The organism is Kineothrix alysoides (assembly GCF_000732725.1).
GTDB classification, from domain to species: Bacteria; Bacillota; Clostridia; order Lachnospirales; family Lachnospiraceae; genus Kineothrix; species Kineothrix alysoides.
Window position 1 is genome coordinate 289,265 of the sequence record NZ_JPNB01000003.1, and the last position, 20,551, is coordinate 309,815.

Here is a 20,551-nt window from a genome sequence, read left to right on the forward strand (position 1 = left end):
TGGGGTATTACTATTGTTCAACTACAAATAATTTGCAAATCAATGCTATAAGTATCCATTAAGTAAGATGCTGTTCCGCTTAAAATACGAAGCATGTCATCTGTAAGGGCCTTAGCATTAATGCCTGGCTGGACTATGAAAATCTCGATTTTTGCAGGAAAAACACGCATCTTATTCTTTATTTCTCGTAGCTTACGTACATTCCCAATTTCAAATCGTGTACCACCTGATTGAGCTCGGGAAGATTCGCGTTTCATGAGACGATCAATGATAGTTGGGGGCTCTTGGCACCATTTAATTGATTTTTCAGCTTGTCCACATACTTCATAGAGATCGGCAACACGGGCACCGGCATTATCTCCATGTGCATATTTACAGTGATAAAATTGTATGGTTATTCTATCAGTAGTATCCATGATACTTACAATGTCCGCAATTTCACCTGCACCGTCATCATCAAAAATCATGCAATATTTATCTGAGGCTTTAAGTTTTTGAATCACATGATATTGAATACTTTGCTTATCATGTTGAATTCCTTGAGATTCTCTTCGTATATCTACAGTTGACCAGTCCCATGTCGAAATACGATTCAAATTAAATGTCGGAGGTGTTGAAGTCATCCTAACGAGAAGGTTTCCCTCTAGCATTGACTGGTCAACAAACTTAATGCGGGGTGGGAATTCATCGAAGAACTCTGTTAACTTGTACTCGTGCTTGCGCCTTTTCAACACTAATCCGTTTGCTTTTATTGTTTTGAAATTATATCTTCCATTCGATATGTGAAGTTCATATTCTTCGGAAACGATATTATTCCCTACAGAAAAACGTATTGGTCCATTCTCACTGTAAGTGGTAAGTTTTATATCTAGCTCATAAATTGAATAGTCGTCGAAACCACGTGAAATAAGAATACTGCTGTCATTAATTAAGTCCAAATCAATAGGCCATTCTATCCCATAAGGAACCGATAAAGGACGTTCATTGATAATTTCCGGCACCAAGGCTCCCTCAAATATTTTTGAGGTATTAATTTCTTCATTTTGCAGACGAGAAGCAATCTCATCGCACCAATTCATCCAATAGTCAATACTCTCTACCCATTTAGACCAAATGCGTCCTTTATAGGAACAACCAATACTTACTTTTCCTTCTCCACTATAGCCTGCGCCAAATAGATTTGACTTGAAAGAAGTCTCTTTTTGCGATTCAGCTATACCATTACCTATATCAATGCCTGCAAACATTCGGAATCGAATAGGCCCATCAATTGCAGATTTTAATCCAATAGTGCCAAGCATTAGACGTTTTATTCCATACAAACATCGAAATGTATTTTCCCCACTAATCTTTGTAGATTGAGCAAATAGTGCATTAGCAAATGTATCTGAAATACTTTTGTTTGTACTATTGATAAAAAACATTTTCGATTGAGGATTCCAATAAATTAAGTGTAGATGCCAATTTGTATCATTAATTCCCTTAAAAGAAGTCCAGTCAATATTGGAATCCAGCTTTTCAACAATTACGATGATACCACTATCATTATTAATGGTAATAAAGCAACTATCTGGATCAAATAGATTATAAATTGCATCAGTATTCCATCTTTTCTCATTGGTGCTATAAGCAATCATACTTATTTTGGGTCGCAGTTGTTGTATGGTCATACCGTGAAGTGAAGCAGAATCAAATCCTTGTGCAAGCTCTTGAAGAGATAATTCTTTACTAATTTCTCGATTTGCCAAAACATGAAGTAATACGTTCCAATCAGAATCTTGGGCATACAGCTCTTGTAGTGACTCATTCAGTTCATCATTTGCTATATTTGTAATAACTGTCGCCGCACCAAGTCCTTTACTTGACCTTGCAAATCGCCCAATAAATTGTAGAGTAATGGGAAGCGACTTATATTTGTCATGCACAGCAGCAATTTTCAGACTCGGAATATCAATTCCTTCACCAAACATATCTACGCAAACAACAATTCGTGAAGTGCCATCTTTTAATGCTTTTATTGCAGCAGTTCTTTCGGTGGCAGAAATATCACTATGTACCAATACGGGATTATACTTTGGAAAATGTGAGTGATAAATAGTATTGTACAAACGATCAGCAGAAAACTTATCCTTAGCCCGTACAAGAATAAGATGGTTATATCCAGCGCTTAAATCTCTTTCTAATTGTTCAATGGCAGCGGTGGCAATAGAGATATCGCCCTTTTCTTCATCAAACTCAAGAATTGGGAGAAAATTAATTTCTTGAAAATACCCTTGGCTTTGGGCCAATGATAACGGGAAATTATAAATAATCTTTCCATCAACCTTTTTCCCATCGTTCCTAAACGGTGTTGCTGTAAATTGCAAACACCTTAGATTTTTTAACTTGTATTTCACAGTAGACCATGTATTAGCAGCTATGTGATGAGCTTCGTCCACAATCAATGTACTACAGTATTCACTAATAGCCTTTAAATAGTCATCCGAAAACCTTTGTAATAATGACATTGTTGTGACAACAACATTAGATTTTTCAAGAATCTCTCTTAACTCAAAAAGTTCTTTGGGAGTTTTTAGTAAGGTTGTTACTGCTGGCTTTAAAGCATCATGATTAATAACACCGATATCCTGTAAAATACCAAATGTTAAAAATTTATCTGCTGTTTGCTTTCTTAACAAATTACTTGGCACAACAATTAATGTATGGTTTATACTTTCTGATACAATTGTTGCAATCATAGTTTCTGTTTTACCTGTGCCGGTGGGCATTACAATTGTGGCAGGTTCGCTGGAAACAATCCAGTGTGACTTTATCGAAAACAATGCTCCCAACTGTGCTGGGCGAAGTCCAGGACAACTTTCGGTTTGGGGAACAAATGATAAGACATTATGCCAAGAATCAATAACATACTCCACTGGAAGAATATCTGTCGCGGGTTCCGTTTGGATTTGAATAATTTTATTATTTCCAACAGCCAATTTTACTTCGTTCATTGCCGGTCCCTCCCTTAGTATTAATAAGTACACAGCTTTAAAGTATCTGATTTTTTAAATTTATGTTTTAATTATATACCAAAATTCCCCACAAAACAACGAGAAAAGAGGTGATTTTCATGGTCCGTGCTCCCCCTAAACCTTGCTAAAACTGAATATAGAACTTCGGGCCAAGTTGTCCCGAAGTGATGGCCGCCAGTAATGGTGGTTTTTTTGTGCCCAAAAACAAAATAAAACGATGGAGGTAATCAGATTATGCAATTTTTTACGAGTGCAGTTAGTACTTTACAGACCCTTGTTGTAGCTCTTGGCGCGGGCCTTGCCGTATGGGGCGTTATCAACCTTTTGGAAGGTTACGGGTCGGACAATCCGGGCGCAAAATCGCAAGGGATTAAACAGCTCATGGCCGGGGGCGGCGTTATCCTGCTGGGAACAACGCTTGTACCTATGCTTTCCAGCTTGTTTTAAGGTAGGCCGTTATGGATTTTCTCACCGACTGGATTAACGAATGGATAAAGGGGCTACTGGTAGACGGTATCATGGGCAATTTAAGCGGCCTTTTTGAGAACGTGAACGACCAGATCGGAGAGATTGCAACACAGGTGGGAACCACGCCGGGGAATTGGAACCCCGGCGTATTCTCCCTCATACGGCAGCTTTCCGAAACGGTTGTTTTGCCAATTGCCGGACTAGTGCTTACCTTTGTTATGTGCTATGAGCTGATTCAAATGCTCATTGACCGGAACAACCTGCACGACATTGACACATGGATTTTCTTCAAGTGGATATTCAAGACCTTTGTCGCGGTACTGCTTCTTTCCAACACGTTCAATATCGTGATGGCGGTATTTGATGTTTCCCAAAGCGTTATTAACAGCGCGGGGGGCGTGATTGCAGGAAATACGGCGGTAAGCCCCGATATGCTGGACAGCTTGGAACCCCAGCTCATGACAATGGAAATCGGCCCCCTGCTTGGCCTGTGGATGCAATCTTTCCTGATACGAATCGTTGTTGTGGTAATCAACATTGTCGTGTTTGTCATTGTCTACGGCAGAATAATTGAAATTTATTTACTTACCAGTTTAGCCCCTGTGCCAATGGCAACCTTGGTCAACCGGGAAATCGGCGGCATGGGTCAGAACTATCTGAAATCTTTGTGTGCCGTAGGCTTTCAAGGCTTGCTGATTTTGGTATGTGTGGGGATTTACGCAAAGCTGGTGCAGAGTATCGCCGTAGGCGGCGACCCCATTGGAGCCATATGGACGGTTATCGGCTATACGGTTCTGCTATGCTTCACCATGTTCAAGACGGGAAGCCTTGCGAAATCGATTTTTGGAGCGCACTGATAACTTCGGGCCAACTTGTCCCGAAGTGAGAAAGGAGAAATTTTTACTATGAGCAACGAAAAAACAACGGTTCCGCAGGAAACGGAACAGGCGACTTTGCCGCTGAAACTGGACGTTACCGCCCGGCTCATTGAGCCAAAGGGCAACCTTGTAGGCTTTGCCAGTCTGAAGCTAAACGATTGCTTTGTGGTTGATGATTTCAAGATTTTGCAGAACGACAAGGGCGTTTTTGTGGGTATGCCGAGTAAGCCGGATAAGACCAGCAAGACTGGCTACCGGGACACGGCCCGCCCCATCACAAAGGAGTTTCGTGCCGAGCTGACCGAAGCCGTGACAGCGGCCTACCATGCCGAGCTGGAAAAGTTGCAGACCCGCGCCGCTGCCATTGCTTCCCCCGAAAAGCAGTCTATTCCGAAACAGCTTGCGGAGGGAGCCAAACAGGCGGCACAGGAAAACGCCGCCCGGTCTGCTCCTGCAAAGGCAGGTAAAGTCAAAAGTGCAGAAAGGTAACAGTGCTACTTCGGGCCAACTTGACCCGAAGTGCCGGAAAGGAGGATTATATGCTTTACCAACAGCCGGAACAATCGCCGTGGGGCAAGGTGCAGACCTGTGATGTTCTCTGCCCCGGCGTGTTTCTTGTGAGTACCGCCAGTCACGGCGGCACAATGGTTGCAAAGGATATGGCGGCGGTGCTTTCTCCTGCCGCTATCAGGTGCGGTTTCCGTCACAGCGGTTTTCTCTGCTTTGAGGAAGATACGCAGGAAGATGTTGCCCTGCGGGAGCTTTTGGATAAAAAGCTGTGGGCGGTACCTGACCGCATTAAGGATAAGGCCGCTTTTGAGGAAAACATCAACAAGTCACTCCGGGAACACAACCCAGACTATTGGCGGGTACGGCAGGCCGGACTGGAAAAGACTCCGGCCCGGCAGACGGTTTTCGCTCACAGCGCAGAACGCTGACACTTCGGGCCAACTTGGCCCGAAGTCAGAAAGGAGGATTTTTCATTGGCCTATGTAAGTGTACCAAATGATTTATCAAAAATTAAAACCAAAGTGGCGTTCAACCTTACCAAACGCCAGCTTTTATGCTTCGGAGCGGCGGCGGTAGTCGGGATTCCAACTTATCTGTTTACCCGTACCGCCATTGGCAATACCGGTGCTATGCTCCTGATGATTGCCCTTATGCTTCCTTGCTTTCTCATTGCCATGTATGAGCGTGACGGACAGCCGCTGGAAAAGGTGGTGCGAAATATTGTACGCTCCAAATTTCTATGGCCCCGTACAAGACCCTATCAGACACACAATTTCTATTCCTACCTAAGTAACCTCGGAAAGGAGGTTTCCCCCAATGGCACAAAAAACAAAACGCCCGCCCGTTCCCGCAAAAAGCGGAAAGCCTAAAAAACGTGGGCCGCAGTCGGCACAGCAGACCATTCCCTACAAGGAAATGCTGAAAGACGGTATCTGCAAGGTACGGGAGGGCTACTATACAAAAACCCTGTCCTATGAGGATATTAACTACGCCGTGGCTTCCAGTGATGACCAAAGCACCATTTTTGACGGGTACTGTGGCTTTCTCAATTACTTTGACAGTGCCTTGCCCTTTCAGCTTTCCTTTATCAACCACCGTTCCCGCCCGGAGAACCGTTACAGCGTGAATATTTCCCCGCAGGACGACGATTTCAACAGTATCCGGGGCGAATTTACCGCCATGCTGGAAAACCAGATTGCCAAAAGCAACAACGGTATTGTCCGTTCCAAATACATCACATTCGGGATTCAAGCAGACGGGATCGCGGTGGCTCGCCCGCGCTTGGAGCGTATCGAAGCGGATATTGTAGGGAACTTTAAGAAGCTTGGTGTACTGTCGGCAACCCTTTCCGGGCGGGAACGATTGGAAGTACTGCACAGCCAGCTTCACCCCGGAGGGAGGGAGCCGTTCCGCTTTTCGTGGGATATGATACCCAAAACGGGCATGGGAACAAAGGATTTTATTGCTCCCACTTCCTTTGATTTTCGCCAAAGCCGCGCCTTTCGTGTGGGAACCACATGGGGCGCGGCTCTGTATATGCAGATTATGGCTTCCGAGCTTTCCGACAAACTCTTAGCGGAGCTTTTGGAGGTGGATGCGGAAATGACCATCACCTTGCATATCCAAACCGTAGACCAGACCAAAGCGGTAAAAACGGTCAAGGCTAAACTAACAGACATAGACCGTATGAAAATGGACGAGCAGAAAAAAGCCGCCCGGGCCGGATATGACATTGACATTCTTCCCCCGGATTTGCTCACTTACAGCAAGGACGCGGCGGCACTCTTGGCAGATTTACAGAGCCGGAACGAGCGAATGTTTCTTCTCACGTTCCTTGTGGTGAACATGGCTCCCACCCGCCAGCAGTTAGAAAATGATATTTTCACGGTGTCAGGCATTACGCAGAAATACAACTGCTTTCTGAAACGGTTGGACTTTCAGCAGGAACAGGGCTTTATGTCCTCACTCCCTCTTGGGTATAACGGAATCGAGATACAGCGGGGCATGACAACGAGCAGTACCGCAATCTTTGTACCGTTTATGACGCAGGAGCTACGAATGGAGGGGCAGGCATTGTACTACGGCATGAACGCCCTTTCCCATAACGTCATTATGACAGACCGCAAAAAGCTGAAATCTGCCAACGGTTTGTATCTTGGCTCCACCGGCTCCGGCAAGAGCTTCGCCGCAAAGCGTGAGCTAATTAACGTTTTTCTTGCCACCAAAGACCGCATTATCGTGGTAGACCCAATGGGCGAATACGCTCCGTTAGTCCGGCGGCTTGGCGGGGAGGTTATAGAAATATCGCCAAACAGCTCCCATCACATCAACCCAATGGACTTAAAACTGAACTTAGCCGGAGAGGACAGCCCGCTTTCTATGAAAGCGGATTTTTTATTGTCCTTATGCGAATTGATTATCGGCGGCAAGGAGGGCTTACAGCCCATTGAAAAAACCGTGATTGACCGTTGTGTGCGGCTGGTGTACCGGGAGCTTGCCCTTGGTATCGGGGACGGAAAAATGCCGCTTCTGCAAGATTTGTATGAAACCTTGTGCCAGCAACCGGAACCGGAAGCCAGACGGATTGCAACCGCTTTGGAGCTTTACTGCACCGGCTCCCTCAATATGTTCAACCACCCTACCAACGTGCAGACCGACAGCCGCATTACCGGTATCGTACTGAAAAGCATGGGCGAAAACCTAAGAAAAATCGCCATGCATATCACAAACGAGTTGGTAACACAGGCGGTAGACGAGAATTTTTCCAGAAGTCTTGCGACCTGGTGTTACTATGACGAATTTCATATTTTGTTGCAGGACGCACTTTCTGCCAGCTACTTTGTCCGTGTATGGAAAATGCTTCGTAAAAAGGGCTGTGTACCGAGCGCACTTACACAGAATGTGAAAGACCTTTTAGCCAGCCGGGAAATTGAAAATATCTTGGAGAACAGCGACTTTATGATACTGCTGTCACAGGCGCAGGGCGACCGGGCAATTCTCGCCAGACAGCTTGGCATATCGGAACATCAGCTATCCTATATCGCCCACAGCAATTCCGGGGAGGGACTTTTGTTCTTCGGCAATACCACCATTCCCTTTGTAGACCGTTTCCCCCGTGGTGAAATATACAATCTGCTAACCACAAGGCCGGAGGATATCAGGGAGTCCCAAAATGCGTGATATGGGCAGGCTGGGTCGATTGCGGTTTACGCCAAAGGGACAGACGGCAACTTCGGGCCAACTTGGCCCGAAGCCAAAAAAGCGGCCTATTCCCAAAAAGGAATCGCCGCCTGTGGGTAATCGCTCTGGCCCGGCCCCGCCGAAATCTGCCGACTCCATCACTTCGGGACAAGTTGGCCCAAAGTCGGGAAAGCTCCGGCAGGACAGCAAGAAGCCCCGACCCTCGGAACGTCTGCGACATGACGGGGAACCGCCACCCGGCGGTGAAGCTACCACAGGCGGTACGGATTCCCATTATGGTTCTACTGGCAAAAAGGCGGCGCGGGACGGTAAGCGCATGGAGAAATCAAAGCTCCGTATGGAAAAAAGCGGCGAAAAGCTGAATACCGCCCATGAGAAATTGGCGAATCAGAAACCGCAGAAGAAACCCGGCCCCATCAAGGCCGTGGGCCGTACTGCTAGGTATCAATCATGGCGGTATGTGCATGGAAAAATCCATCAAGTGGAGCATGAAAACGTGGGAACGGAAGTCGCCCACAGAACGGAGCTTGCCGGGGAACATCTTGTCCGGGGCGGTACACGTTTTATGAAGCACCGTATCCGTACCCGCCCCGCCCGGCAGGTTCGCAAGTGGGAAAACAGACATATCAGCGCAAGAGCTGATTACGCCTACCGTCTGCTTGTGCAGGACAATCCGGGCTTGCAAAGCAACCCGGTTTCCCGGTTCTGGCAAAAGCAACAGCTAAAAAAGCAGTACCGAAAGCAGGCAAAGGAAGCGGCAAAGCAGGGTAAAAAAGCAGTACGCTTCACGGAAAAAGTAACCCGGACGGTTGCGGCCTTTGTAAAGCGCAATCCCAAAATTCTATTGCTTGGGCTGGTGCTGTTCCTGCTAATTGTGGTTCTGCAATCCTGCATGGCGGGAATCACCACCATTGGCAACGGCTTGATTAGCGTGGTAGGTGGCACTTCCTACGGTTCGTCGGACAGCGATATTGAAGCCGTGGAAGAACGCTATACCGCACTGGAAAAGGATTTGCGGAAACGGCTCTCCCAGATAGAAAACGATTATCCCGGCTATGACGAGTACCGCTATTCCGTGGACGAAATCGGGCATGACCCCTTTGAGCTGGCTTCTTATCTGACTGCCAAATACGGCGGCTACACCCCGGCGCAGGTACAGGCCGAACTGCAAGCCTTATTCGGACAGCAGTATGTTTTGAGCATCACGGAAACGGTAGAGGTGCGTTACCGCACGGAAACCGACACTTGGACGGACGAAAACGGCGAAACCCATACCGACACCCACGAGGTTCCCTACGATTACTATATCCTCAACGTATCCTTGAAAAACAAGTCATTGGGAGCCGTGGCTCTTGCCAATCTCGACCCGGAACAAACGGAACACTATGCCATTTACCAAAAGACCAAAGGCAACCGCCCTTATCTGTTTGAGGGCAACATTTACGCCCATGCGGGAGAATACACCGATTACGACATTCCGCCACAAGCTCTGGCCGACCCGGAATTTGCCGCCATGATTGCCGAAGCGGAGAAATATTTAGGCTACCCCTATGTTTGGGGCGGTTCTTCCCCCTCCACTTCCTTTGATTGTTCCGGCTTTGTATGCTGGGTCATCAATCAGTCGGGTGTAGGAAGCGTGGGACGAACCACCGCAACCGGGCTTTTCAATGCCTGTTCCCATATCTCACCGGACGAAGCACAGCCCGGCGACCTGATTTTCTTTCAAGGCACTTACGATACTTCCGGCGCAAGCCATGTGGGGATTTACGTTGGAAACGGCATGATGATCCATTGCGGCTCCCCCATACAGTACACTTCGATCAATACAAACTACTGGCAAAGTCATTTTTTAGGCTATGGGCGTTTGCCCTAACGAAAAACAGGAGGTGATTTTTTGAACGCAAAAATTGAACGTGTCAGCAAGGACATACAGAAAACAAAGGAAAAAATCAATGAGTTTCAAACAAAGCTACGGGAGCTGGAAAAGCAGAAAACTGAGCTTGAAAATCTGGAAATTGTAGACGCGGTGCGCGGCATGGATATTTCCCTGACCGACCTTGCCGACCTGCTGAAAGTAGCAAAGGCAGGCGGCGCCACTTCGGGCCAACTTGGCCCGAAGTCCGCAGTAGCCGCCCAAACTGAAAAGGAGGAAATCGAAGAATGAAGAAAATTCGTATGACGGCGGCGCTGTGCGCTGTTTTTTTAATGGCATTTTCCTTTAGCACCGTGGCCTATGCCAGCGGAGGTGAGGAAACCCCGGAGGTAACAGAAGCTCCGGCGACTTCTGAAACAACCAGCGACCCCAATCCCTTTACCCCCACCGGAACGGGAACTGTAGTCAATACCGCCACTGACGAGGACGGCAAGCAGTTTTATACCATTACCACCCCAGACGAGAATGTATTCTATCTTGTCATTGACCTTCAGCGGGAACAGGACAATGTATATTTTCTGAACGCTGTAACCGAAAAAGACCTGCTGGCTCTTGCGGAGAAATCCGAGGATACAGAGGAAAATGAAACCGCCGCTATTTCCACTCTCGAACCGGAAAGCGATTCTGAAACGGACATAAGCTCTGGAACTTCTTCTGAAACCTCTGCGGAGCCGGAGCAAAAAAACAATCCTACCATGCTCCTGCTGGTACTGGCGGTTGTTGTGATTGGCGGCGGGGCCGGATATTACTTTAAGATTTACCGTCCGAAGCAGGAACAGGCCGCTTTGGCAGAGGACGAATTTGACGAATACGAAGCCGACCCCTACGACGAGCAGGAGGACGATACTACCCCGCCGTGGGAAGTAGACGGGGAGGATTCGGATACCGGGGAGGACGAGGACGTATGAATTTTACCAACAGCCCCTATGAAAAAATGATGAAAGAAAAGCCCCGCCCCTGCCACCCGGCTCCACCTCGCAAGCCGCCGAAAGGCTCCCCCTGCTGGGATTGCAGTTATTGGAACGGCTCCGTCTGCGTGGGCGTTTGCTACCGGGATTTGATTTTCTCACAAAGGAAGGATACTTCGGGCCAACTATGACTCGGAATATGGCTGTCTGCCCCTTGATTACGGCGGCTGCTATATGCTGGATAAATGCTGTACAGGCGCATACTGCAAGTATTTTCAAAAGGCCGTACTTCCTTTTGATCTGGTGCTGGAAGCTACGCTGACAGGCCAGAAAGTTCCTGAACTGGACAACTGCGTTATTTGCGGTAAGCTGTTTATCCCAGTGGGAAAACAAGCGTACTGTTCATCAGCCTGTGCCGATACCGCCCGGCGCAAGCGACAGCGGGAATATATGAGGAAAAAGCGGAGCTGACTGTTGGCTTTTAGGGGTCAGCAAATCCGCTTGTGATGGGGCTTCCCATAGCTGGAACCGGGGTGAGACGTACTTTTATATGGCCCGCCCCGGCAAAAGCTAACATTTCCCTTAATGAAGAAGAAACACACACTTCGGGCCAACTTGGCCCGAAGTCACAAAAAGGAGGTTTTTTAGAATGGAAAAGGACAACTATTTGAAAAATGCAGAGCTTTCCACGGAACAGAATTACAACATGATTGATGGGATTCCAAATAATGCCCCTCTGCCTGTTGTGCAGGCCGTGCCGGAGGGAAGGCCGAAAGACCGGGTAAAGGAGCCGCCGGCAAAACGCAGGAGCCGGGAACGGGAAGAACGGTGAGCCGCCCTAAACGCAGGCGGGGTGTTCCCCTTTATGTTTGGGTGAGTGAGGAAGAATACGCCGCCATTGGGGAACGTATGGCACAGGCTGGAACGCAGAATTTAAGTGCGTATATCCGAAAAATGGCACTCAATGGCTATGTGCTGAATGTTGACCTCACTCCGGTTCGGGAGCTGGTTTCCCTTCAACGCAGATGTGCCAACAATCTGAATCAGGTTGCCATTCATGCCAATACCTACGGCGTTTATCCATCCGAGATTGACGCCCTGCAAAAAGACTATACCGAGCTATGGGGCAGGGTTTCAGAGGTACTTAAACAGCTTGCAGCAATTATAGCTTTATGAAAGAATGGGGAGCACTATTGCTCCCCACATCATTTTTTAACGGTTTCATATTTTCTTATAATACTTGTTGATTCAAAAAGGTCTTTTGTATATAAGGTCGATTTTTCAGTAGGGCAATTTAACTGCTTTGACATACAGTACTTTTTCATTGTTTCTACGAACCAATCTTCTGCGCGTGGGTCAAATGTGATACTAGTTATAAACTGTTTGGGGTCAATATTGAAACCAACTACAGGTATTTCCCATATATCCCCTAATTCGTGGTAATCCTGTAGGCAGACCAGTAACCGTACTTCATTTTCGTGCTTAAATGCTTCACGTTTAAGTGCCATGTCTCCTGCAAAGGTGTAACTATGATTGTTCGCAATTTCATATCTTTTTTCTATGTAGTTGCTTTTATTATAATAAATAACTTTTGCCAATGAAGCATGTCTTAAGTTCTCAATAGAAGTGAAATTCTTTACAACGGTCTCTATCATTACTCCTTGACAATCAGGCGAATATATCCGCCACATGGCGTCAGAGTCTTTTTCGCAAGTCCAACATTGTCCAACTGTGGAAGAAGCAAGTAAAGATTCGGTAAAAATAGGATTTCCGCCTTTTCCCATCAAAGGAAGTTGATCGTCTGGAGCTTCCCAAGGATCATCCCAAAGCTTAACCTTTTTTAAATACAGTTTCTGGTTTTCAATTATCGAAATAAACTGAGCCAATGACATATAGCGAAATAAATGATCACTATCATTTATATTGTTTGAATAAACTATTCGTTCTCGACACATAAAATCCTCCCTAAGCAAATCACTCAACATTATTATACAGCATTTTCTTTGATTTTGCAGTACTTTTATATACTTCGGACCAACTTGGCCCGAAGTCTCGGGACAAGATTGGTGCGGCCTCGACAACATTGTTGTACCCTGCCCAGAATGGTAAAATATAGGTAGGATATAACAAGAAAACCACTCAATGAAAGGAGATTTTTATGAAGTTTATCAAGCTGATATTTAAGATTATCGCCGCGCCGTTTGTGGTTCTGCTGACAATCGTAACACCCATGATTGAATTTGTGTTCTGCTATGCCGCCACTCTCTTACAGGTAGTTTCCGGAATAGGCGTTCTTATCAGCATTGCCCTGCTGATAAGTGGCGAAAAGCTAGGCTTCGGTGTGTTCCTGTTCCTGTCGTTTTTGATTTCACCCCTTGGGATTCCTGCCATTGCGGAATACCTCATTGACGGGCTGCACAGCCTGAACAATTCGCTTCGCTTTTTCATCGTAAGCTAACAGCAGAATAACAGAACTGCCGGGCAACTTCGGGTCAACCTGGCCCGAAGTTGTTTTTTCGAGGAAAGGAGGAAATGCGCATGGCAACCACCCGCCTTATGACCCGTCACACGGGAAGCGGTATGACTATTATGGAAACTCTAAAAGACGGTTTTGACTACGGAAAAAATCCAGATAAGACCCGCAACGGCAATTTAATTCTTGCCTATGAATGTGACCCGGCTACGGCTGACGCGGAGTTTTTACTATCCAAAGCAAAGTACAAAGCTATCACCGGGCGGGAGCAAAAACGGGAAAATGATGTGCTGTATTACCAAATCCGGCAGTCGTTCCCGCCCGGTGAAACAGACCCGGAAACCGCTCTTAAAATCAGCTATGACCTTGCCATGCGCTGGACGAAAGGCCGACACGCCTTTTTCGTGGTTTCCCACGCTGACCGCCCCCACCCTCATTGCCATATCTACTACAATTCCACCTCGCTGGACTGCACCCGGAAATTCCGGGATTTTATCGGTTCTGCCCGTGCGGTTCGGCGGCTCTCCGACCGGATATGCCTTGAAAACGGGTTATCAATTATTACTAATCCGAAACGCCACAGCAAGGGAAAATTCAAGCATTACGGGGAATGGCTGGGCGGTCATAAGCCGCCCACCTTTCAAGAAAAACTAAAGGCACAGATTGATAGTTGTCTTGCAACGAAGCCGCCGGATATGAATACCTTTTTACAGGCAATGGCGGCGGCTGGCTATGAAATCAAACACGGGCGCGGCGGCACAATCAGCTTTCGGGCAAAGGGGCAGGAACGCTTTACCCGGCTCCATGCTTCTACGCTTGGCAAGGGCTACGGGCAGGAGGATATACAAGCGGCGATTGAGGGCAGAACTGCTCCGCAGGAACGGCACAAGGCCAATCTGATTGTAGATATTCAGTCCCGTATGAAAGCCGGAAAAGGCCCGGCTTATGAACGCTGGGCAAAGGTCTTCAACCTAAAACAGATGGCGGCGGCGTTACAGTATTTGCAGGAAAACGACTTGCTGGAATATGCGGATTTAGAGCAAAAGGCCGCAGAGCTTACCGAACGTTTCCATACGCTTTCAGACAGCATAAAAGACACCGAAGCAGCTCTGCATATCAATACAGAGCTAAAGGCGGCGGTGGTAGATTATGCGAAAGCCCGACCTGTGTTTGAGGGGTACAAGGCGGCGAAGTACAGCAAAAAATATCTTGCGGAGCATGAAGCGGATATTGCCGTATACCGGGCGGCGCAGGACACATTCCGGCGTTTGCTGTCCGGGGCGAAGCTCCCCAAAATGGATACGCTCAAAGCAGAGTTTCAGCGGTTGTCGGCAGATAAGAAAAAGGCTTACCGGGAGTACCGGGAAACCAAAAAAGCCATGCAGGAAATTGTAACGGTGAAAAGCAATATAGACCACCTGCCCGGCTTGACGGACGCGCAGAAAGATAAGGAAATGGAGCGATAGCGAACATGACGCAACATGAGGTGCAACGCACCGACTTCGGGCCAAGTTGGCCCGAAGTCGCAGGGCTTGGGGAAGGCACTCCCCAACAAGCAATTTTTGAGTTTTCCCGTCAGGGAAAATCTCAAAAATGTGCCGGTGTCTTGACATCGGCCCTGCTTGCCGGTTAGCGGTTTAGGGTATTTCTCTCTTTTTGCTTGCTTAAATTGGTAGGGCAATATCATACAAGAAAGTTACGGGGCGGACAATCCGGTCGTGGAGGCGCATGGCTCATAAAGAAGCAATTGTAAGATTTATATAACAATAATATATAGACAGTCAGCAGATGATAAATGAACGTAAATGAATAAGCTATACATACCTATTGACAGTGGCACTCACGATCGCTATAATAAAAGCATAAACTTACACTGTAAGTTTATTAAAAACAATGGAGGTGTAAGTTTTGAACCCTAGACATTCAAAGTTGAGTCGTGAATTAATTATAAAAGAGGCTTTTGCTCTTTTGGACGAATACGGCGAAGATGAATTTAGCATGAGAAATATTGCGCAAAGACTTAATGTTAAGGCAATGTCTCTATATAATCACGTTAGGAGCAAGGAAGATTTGCTGGATGGTATTGTAGAGATAATCACATGTGAGGTTAGAATACCTCAACCATCGGCAGATTGGAAATTAGATTTAAGAAATGTTGCGCTCTCATTTTATGAGATTTTATTACGTCATCCAAATGTTTTACCAATTATATCGACGCATTCACCTATAACTGAAAAGGGGATTGAGCAAGTGGAAAGATTATTGCTAATCTTAAAAGACACTAATATGTCAGGGCAAGAAGCTTTTTCACTGCTCCATATTATTATTGCTTATGTTATAGGTCACGCTGAAATTAGTATTACAAATAATCAAGCTTCCGAGGTAAGGAGTGTTAAATTTGATTTACAGAAATTCCCCAATGTTTATACGGTTTATCTGGAACTGAATAAGCGAAATTGTAAAAACGAATTTTTATATGGCCTTGATTTGCTCCTTGATGGCCTTTCAAAAAAAAATCTTGAGAGAGAGGAAAACTAATTATGAAAATTTTAGTGGTTGGTACCGGTGTTATTGGTTGTATATATGGATGGCAATTGTCAGAGGCTGGACATGAGGTAACGCATTTTGTACGAAAGGGGAAAAAGTTAGAGATTGATAAAGATGGTATTATCATTCATTGTCTTGATGCAAGAAAACAGAATAGACCTATTATAGAAACTTTATATAGGCCAAATACCGTTGAGCAAATAGGCAATAATGGATATGATTTGATTATCGTTCCGACGAAAGCAAATCAACTAAATTCTATTTTACCTATACTAGCGAAAACGGAGAAATATACGAACATACTTTTTTTACAAAATTTATGGATCACTCACATTCGACAAATCGAAAGTGCCTTTCAAGATTCCAGAATTATATATGGTCAGGCACATATTGCAGGCGGAGGAAAAAGCGGGAATAAGATTACCTGTGTAATTTTTGGTACCAAAAATTCACCTACCATGCTTGGAAAAAAGGATGGTACTGTCTCCGAATCGGTTATTCAAGTCGAAAAAGTTATGAGACAAGCAAATTTAAATCCCCAAATTTGCAAAAATATATTTGCTTGGTTAATCAGCCATTATGCAGAAGCCAATGGCCTTGTTGCTGGCGTTATGGAGGCAAGGACGGCACAAAATTATATTTCAAACAAAGAATACATTAAGCATTCTATACGTTTAATTCGTGAAGGATTTAAGGTATGTACTTTGCTTGGTATACACGCTTGGAAAATTTATCCACAAGCTCTTTATTATGTTCCTACATGGTGTCTGATACCAGCTTTACTCAAGATGTATCGCACAGAAGAAACACAGTTAATGATACAAGGACATATAAAACATTCTCCTGATGAAATGAAAGAAATGTTTTATGATGTTTTTGAAACCGGCAAGAATCTTGGTTTATCAATGAAAAACTATAAGCAAATGCAAAAGTACATAGATACATTTGTTCTATAAGAAAAAAACGTATATTCTAGCAAACTTGTCGAAAGACAAGGGGCGCAAAGCCACGGGTCTAATGTTTAAAACTATGACCGCCGAGTTGCAAAAGAGAGGTCAAAACCCGCGACGGTTTTGACCTCTTTATAGTTTTATACTTTACAACAGTCTAATTTGTCCCGTTGATTTAATTCATATTCTAAAAATGTGAGTAAAGCCGCCGTGTTTTTTTAAAACGAGATCACGGAGGGCGTAATAATTGTGCCCATTTTTCATTGGCGGCTTTCGGATAGGAGGTTCTTATGTATCCAAAGCCGCTGTTTCATTTTTGGGAGGAACCGTTACCTTGCTGTAACGGTTTAGCCTAGCTGACGCTCCAATACTTTATAAATTCAAAATAATCATTAAAAAAATGACCGATCAGTGCGGTCATTTTTTATTCGACACCTTTCGTGCAAATCTGCACAAAGGTGTTTTTTTGTACGCTTTTTTCACTGACAATTCATGGGACAAGCCTTTCCACTTCGGGCCAAGTTGGCCCGAAGTCAGGCCCCGTTGCCGCTCTCCCCCTCTCCATTTCGATTCACTAATCCCTAAAAAATCGAAATGGAGGAATGCCCTATGGCTAAAATCAATCTGCGGGATTATTACCCGTTTTATAATTCAGACTTTTTCGTTGAGATACCAGATGAAATCAAGGACGCTTTGCTGGAAGCAGAGCGCTTAGAAAAGAATTATATTCGCCGCCGCTTCTATAACAAGGCCCACTATTCGCTGGACGCTGACGACGGAATCGAAAGGGATATTCTTTTCGTATCCCTTTCCCCCTGTGAGATTTACGAACGCAAAATCACAGCCGAACAGCTGCGATCTGCAATCGCTTCCCTACCGGACAAGCAGGGAAAACGGATTTACGCCCACTACATACTCGGAATGAGTAAATCCGATATTGCGAGGGCTGAAAACATTAACGAAAAAGCAATCAGAGAATCTATTGAAAGGGGATTAAAAAACATGGGAAAACTTTTGAAAAAAAACTAATTTACCCTCCGAATTTTCCTTTCAAATCACATGACTATTAGAAGGAGTTTTTTCTCCATCTATTGTTCTTTGACAACTGAATACCGATAACCTGGATACGTTCAATCAAAAGGGAGCCAAGCCATAGGGTACGCCAAGACCGCCCGTTGAAAGGGGGAAAGACTAAGCGGAGCGTGAGCGATTCCTACCTACTATGACAAGGCAGATATGGCAATCTGCCCGGCGATAATCTTTTGATTGATACAATGATACTTACGGTTTGAACGCTTCACAGCATTGACCGTCGCGCCATCAGCATGGGGCGGGGTGAAATTCCCATGAGGGCGGTGCCGCCGCCCGTCCGGGTTATCGTCTTTTATATATAGGGAGTACCGTACCGTTTCTTTCTGTCTAACGACAAGCCAACTTATAACGGCGTGGTATTCTCCACTGTGATAATAAATGGAAATGTGAACTTCGGGACAACTTGGCCCGAAGTGTGAGGAAAGATTAACAGCCATCACTTTTGATGATAAAGTGGTGGCTGTTTGTGTTTCCTCATAGGACAATCAGAGCATTTCATATACATGGAAAGGAGGGGGCGATTGTGATTGAAGAAACGTATTCCAATTTCAGAGTTGGCGAGCGTAGACATAGAAGCGGTGAACAAAGAGGATTTAGTTGATGTTAGCGGCTTCACCTTTGATACGACTGTGCCGCAGGAACAACGTGCGGCGAAAGTCATTGCGGCGGTTAAAAATCCCTATTGTTTTCGTGTGGGTGATATGGGCGTAAAATTGGAATTTCCAGAGAACGCTCCCCCATTACAAGATGTGTTTGCCGACTTCCTCAAACGCAAGAAAAGCGGCCTGTAAAGCCAGTTTACAGGCCGCGACAACATTGTTCGCATTACGCTGAAATGGTATAATATAAGTGTAATGTGATAGGAAGGAGGACACATGGCACGCACAAAAAACAGGGGCTTTGAGGAAAAAACAACCACTCCTCAAATAGTCCGCTGGAAACTTGGCGAATATATCCGTTTATCCAAAGAGGACATAAACCGTGGCAAGGATAAAGACGACAGCAACAGCGTTACCAATCAAAAGGCATTGCTTGATGATTATTACCAACAGCACATAGGCGAGTTTGAAAGCGTTCAGCCGCCTTATGTGGACGATGGGTACACCGGAACGGATACCAACCGGAACAGCTTTCAAAAACTGCTTTCCGACATATACGCCAAAAAGGTAAACTGTGTTATCGTCAAAGACCTTTCCCGCCTATCCCGTAACTACACGGACGCAGGGAGTTTGATTGAAAATCTGTTTGTACAGATGAATGTACGGTTTATCAGCTTGGCAGAGGGCATTGACAGCTACTTAAACCCGGACAGCATTTCCAACCTTATTGTGCCGATTACCAATGTTATCAACGACAATTTCTGTTATCAGACTTCAAAGAAAATACGGCAGGTTTTTGATATGAAGCGGCGCAATGGTGAGTTTATCGGCGGTTTCGCCGCCTACGGCTACATGAAGAACCCAAAGGACAAAAACGCCTTAATCGTTGATGAACAAGCCGCGGAGATAGTAAAAAACATTTATGAGTGGTTTTTGGACGGCATGAGTAAAAACGCCATAGTACGAAATCTCAATGACCGTGGCATTTTGTGTCCGTCCGAATACAAGAAAAGCAAAGGCTTAAACTATCAAAATCCAAGCGGTTCAGAAAGACCATTATGGGGCGCAAAGACTATTAGTGACATTTTGAAAAATCGTCTTTATATCGGTGATATGGTACAGGGCCGCCAGCGTGTGAAAAGCTACAAGATACATACGCAAGAACAGGTTCCCGAAAATGAATGGTACATTGTAGAGAATACCCATGAGCCAATCATAGAACGGCCTATCTTTGAAAAAGTGCAGGAATTGCTAAAGCGTGACACCCGCACCGCTCCGCAGAAAAAGAAGCTCTATCTGTTCAGCGGCTTTCTCCGTTGTGCTGATTGTGGCAAGGCTATGAGCCGCAGTCAGGTAAAAGGCACTGTGTACTATTTCTGCCGCACCTACAAAGACCAGTCAAAAACGGCGTGTACCAAACATTCCATTAAGCATAACCGACTGGAAGCGGCTGTCCTGTATGCCATTCAACAACAGGTATATCTTGCGGTACACTATGCCAACACTTTAGAATACATCAGCACCGCACCGCTTCAAAAAAGCCAGTCCATAAGGATTGAAGCCTTGATAGAAGCCAAAGAAAAAGAACGCTCCAAAATCATGCGTTACAAGCAATCCATTTATCAGGATTGGAAAGACGGAGAAATCACTCACAGCGATTACCGTCACATGAGCGAAGATTACGAACAGCAAATAGCCGCTTTAGGCGAAGTTTTGAAAAACCTCCATGCAGAGCGTGAGGAATTGCAAAACTGTATTACCGCCGAAAGTCCTTGCTTGGTGGTTTTTAAGAAGTTTGAAACTATCGACAAACTGACAAGAGAAGTTTTGGTTGAGCTTGTAGACCATATCAAGGTACATGAGAATGGCAACATCAGCGTAAAGTTTAAGGTTGCCGACCAGCTACGCCGAGTAATGGAATACATTGAAATCAATACCCAAGAACAAGCGGTTTAACAGGCCGCTAATAAAAAGGCAG

21 protein-coding genes and 1 riboswitch are annotated in these 20,551 nt (G+C 45.5%); of the genes, 19 read left to right on the forward strand and 2 right to left on the reverse strand.

The features are described 5' to 3' along the window. Positions 1-17: 17 nt before the first annotated feature. Positions 18-2,993, reverse strand: a complete 2,976-nt coding sequence (locus CC90_RS0121150) for a DEAD/DEAH box helicase (RefSeq protein WP_035316010.1) — start codon at positions 2,991-2,993, stop codon at positions 18-20. Between the two features lie 255 nt (positions 2,994-3,248). Between CC90_RS0121150 and CC90_RS0121155 the strand changes: the two genes are divergently transcribed. The 12 genes from CC90_RS0121155 (at position 3,249) to CC90_RS0121215 (ending at position 12,088) form a co-directional block, all read left to right on the forward strand. Continuing rightward, positions 3,249-3,461, forward strand: coding sequence for a Maff2 family mobile element protein (locus CC90_RS0121155; protein ID WP_029503481.1), 213 nt, complete (start codon positions 3,249-3,251; stop codon positions 3,459-3,461). A gap of 11 nt (positions 3,462-3,472) precedes the next feature. Beyond that, positions 3,473-4,339 carry a VirB6/TrbL-like conjugal transfer protein, CD1112 family gene (locus CC90_RS0121160; RefSeq protein WP_031392710.1) on the forward strand — a complete coding sequence of 289 codons (867 nt, stop codon included), beginning with the start codon at positions 3,473-3,475 and terminating at the stop codon, positions 4,337-4,339. A 48-nt stretch (positions 4,340-4,387) separates the two neighbouring features. After that, positions 4,388-4,849, forward strand: a complete 462-nt coding sequence (locus CC90_RS0121165; RefSeq protein ID WP_031392711.1) for a SpoVG family protein — start codon at positions 4,388-4,390, stop codon at positions 4,847-4,849. Positions 4,850-4,899: 50 nt separating this feature from the next. Continuing rightward, positions 4,900-5,298 carry a DUF7007 domain-containing protein gene (locus CC90_RS0121170; protein WP_031392712.1) on the forward strand — a complete coding sequence of 133 codons (399 nt, stop codon included), beginning with the start codon at positions 4,900-4,902 and terminating at the stop codon, positions 5,296-5,298. 45 nt (positions 5,299-5,343) lie between these two features. Continuing rightward, positions 5,344-5,739, forward strand: coding sequence for a PrgI family protein (locus tag CC90_RS0121175; RefSeq protein ID WP_031392713.1), 396 nt, complete (start codon positions 5,344-5,346; stop codon positions 5,737-5,739). Next, on the forward strand, positions 5,687-8,050 hold the full coding sequence (locus tag CC90_RS0121180) for a VirB4-like conjugal transfer ATPase, CD1110 family (RefSeq protein WP_330373271.1): 2,364 nt from the start codon (positions 5,687-5,689) through the stop codon (positions 8,048-8,050). The genes CC90_RS0121175 and CC90_RS0121180 overlap by 53 nt, the downstream gene beginning before the upstream one ends. A gap of 232 nt (positions 8,051-8,282) precedes the next feature. Continuing rightward, entirely contained in the window at positions 8,283-9,944 is a 1,662-nt protein-coding gene (locus CC90_RS0121185; protein WP_408606125.1) for a C40 family peptidase, read from the forward strand. 21 nt (positions 9,945-9,965) lie between these two features. Then, entirely contained in the window at positions 9,966-10,235 is a 270-nt protein-coding gene (locus CC90_RS0121190; protein ID WP_031392716.1) for a DUF4315 family protein, read from the forward strand. Continuing rightward, positions 10,232-10,912 (forward strand): DUF4366 domain-containing protein, encoded by a 681-nt coding sequence (locus CC90_RS0121195; protein WP_031392717.1) that lies wholly within the window; start codon positions 10,232-10,234, stop codon positions 10,910-10,912. Before CC90_RS0121190 ends, CC90_RS0121195 begins: the two co-directional genes overlap by 4 nt. Positions 10,913-11,083: 171 nt before the next feature. Beyond that, on the forward strand, positions 11,084-11,383 hold the full coding sequence (locus CC90_RS0121205) for a cysteine-rich VLP protein (RefSeq protein ID WP_051869942.1): 300 nt from the start codon (positions 11,084-11,086) through the stop codon (positions 11,381-11,383). 178 nt (positions 11,384-11,561) lie between these two features. Beyond that, complete coding sequence (locus CC90_RS0121210) at positions 11,562-11,744, forward strand: DUF4316 domain-containing protein (protein WP_031392720.1); 183 nt, start codon at positions 11,562-11,564, stop codon at positions 11,742-11,744. Further along, the gene (locus tag CC90_RS0121215; protein ID WP_031392721.1) at positions 11,741-12,088 is read left to right on the forward strand and encodes a plasmid mobilization protein; all 348 of its coding nucleotides are present in this window, start codon (positions 11,741-11,743) and stop codon (positions 12,086-12,088) included. The genes CC90_RS0121210 and CC90_RS0121215 overlap by 4 nt, the downstream gene beginning before the upstream one ends. Before the next feature lie 29 nt (positions 12,089-12,117). On the opposite strand, the gene CC90_RS0121220 is transcribed toward CC90_RS0121215, so the two are convergent. Continuing rightward, positions 12,118-12,867, reverse strand: a complete 750-nt coding sequence (locus CC90_RS0121220; protein ID WP_031392722.1) for a DUF2971 domain-containing protein — start codon at positions 12,865-12,867, stop codon at positions 12,118-12,120. Between the two features lie 203 nt (positions 12,868-13,070). Between CC90_RS0121220 and CC90_RS0121225 the strand changes: the two genes are divergently transcribed. The 7 genes from CC90_RS0121225 (at position 13,071) to CC90_RS0121260 (ending at position 20,529) form a co-directional block, all read left to right on the forward strand. Next, positions 13,071-13,370 (forward strand): CD1845 family protein, encoded by a 300-nt coding sequence (locus CC90_RS0121225; protein WP_031392723.1) that lies wholly within the window; start codon positions 13,071-13,073, stop codon positions 13,368-13,370. An 80-nt stretch (positions 13,371-13,450) separates the two neighbouring features. After that, the gene (locus tag CC90_RS0121230) at positions 13,451-14,851 is read left to right on the forward strand and encodes a relaxase/mobilization nuclease domain-containing protein (protein ID WP_031392724.1); all 1,401 of its coding nucleotides are present in this window, start codon (positions 13,451-13,453) and stop codon (positions 14,849-14,851) included. Between the two features lie 442 nt (positions 14,852-15,293). Further along, positions 15,294-15,923 carry a TetR/AcrR family transcriptional regulator gene (locus CC90_RS23485; RefSeq protein ID WP_051869944.1) on the forward strand — a complete coding sequence of 210 codons (630 nt, stop codon included), beginning with the start codon at positions 15,294-15,296 and terminating at the stop codon, positions 15,921-15,923. A 2-nt stretch (positions 15,924-15,925) separates the two neighbouring features. Continuing rightward, on the forward strand, positions 15,926-16,888 hold the full coding sequence (locus CC90_RS0121245) for a ketopantoate reductase family protein (RefSeq protein ID WP_031392726.1): 963 nt from the start codon (positions 15,926-15,928) through the stop codon (positions 16,886-16,888). Between the two features lie 8 nt (positions 16,889-16,896). After that, a riboswitch (cyclic di-GMP riboswitch) is annotated at positions 16,897-16,981 on the forward strand. A gap of 510 nt (positions 16,982-17,491) precedes the next feature. After that, positions 17,492-17,911: an RNA polymerase sigma factor gene (locus CC90_RS0121250; RefSeq protein ID WP_031392727.1), complete on the forward strand. Its 420-nt coding sequence runs from the start codon at positions 17,492-17,494 to the stop codon at positions 17,909-17,911. A 590-nt stretch (positions 17,912-18,501) separates the two neighbouring features. Continuing rightward, positions 18,502-18,765, forward strand: a complete 264-nt coding sequence (locus CC90_RS0121255; RefSeq protein ID WP_010723032.1) for a DUF6870 family protein — start codon at positions 18,502-18,504, stop codon at positions 18,763-18,765. Between the two features lie 84 nt (positions 18,766-18,849). Beyond that, positions 18,850-20,529, forward strand: coding sequence for a recombinase family protein (locus tag CC90_RS0121260; protein ID WP_031392728.1), 1,680 nt, complete (start codon positions 18,850-18,852; stop codon positions 20,527-20,529). Positions 20,530-20,551: the final 22 nt, after the last annotated feature.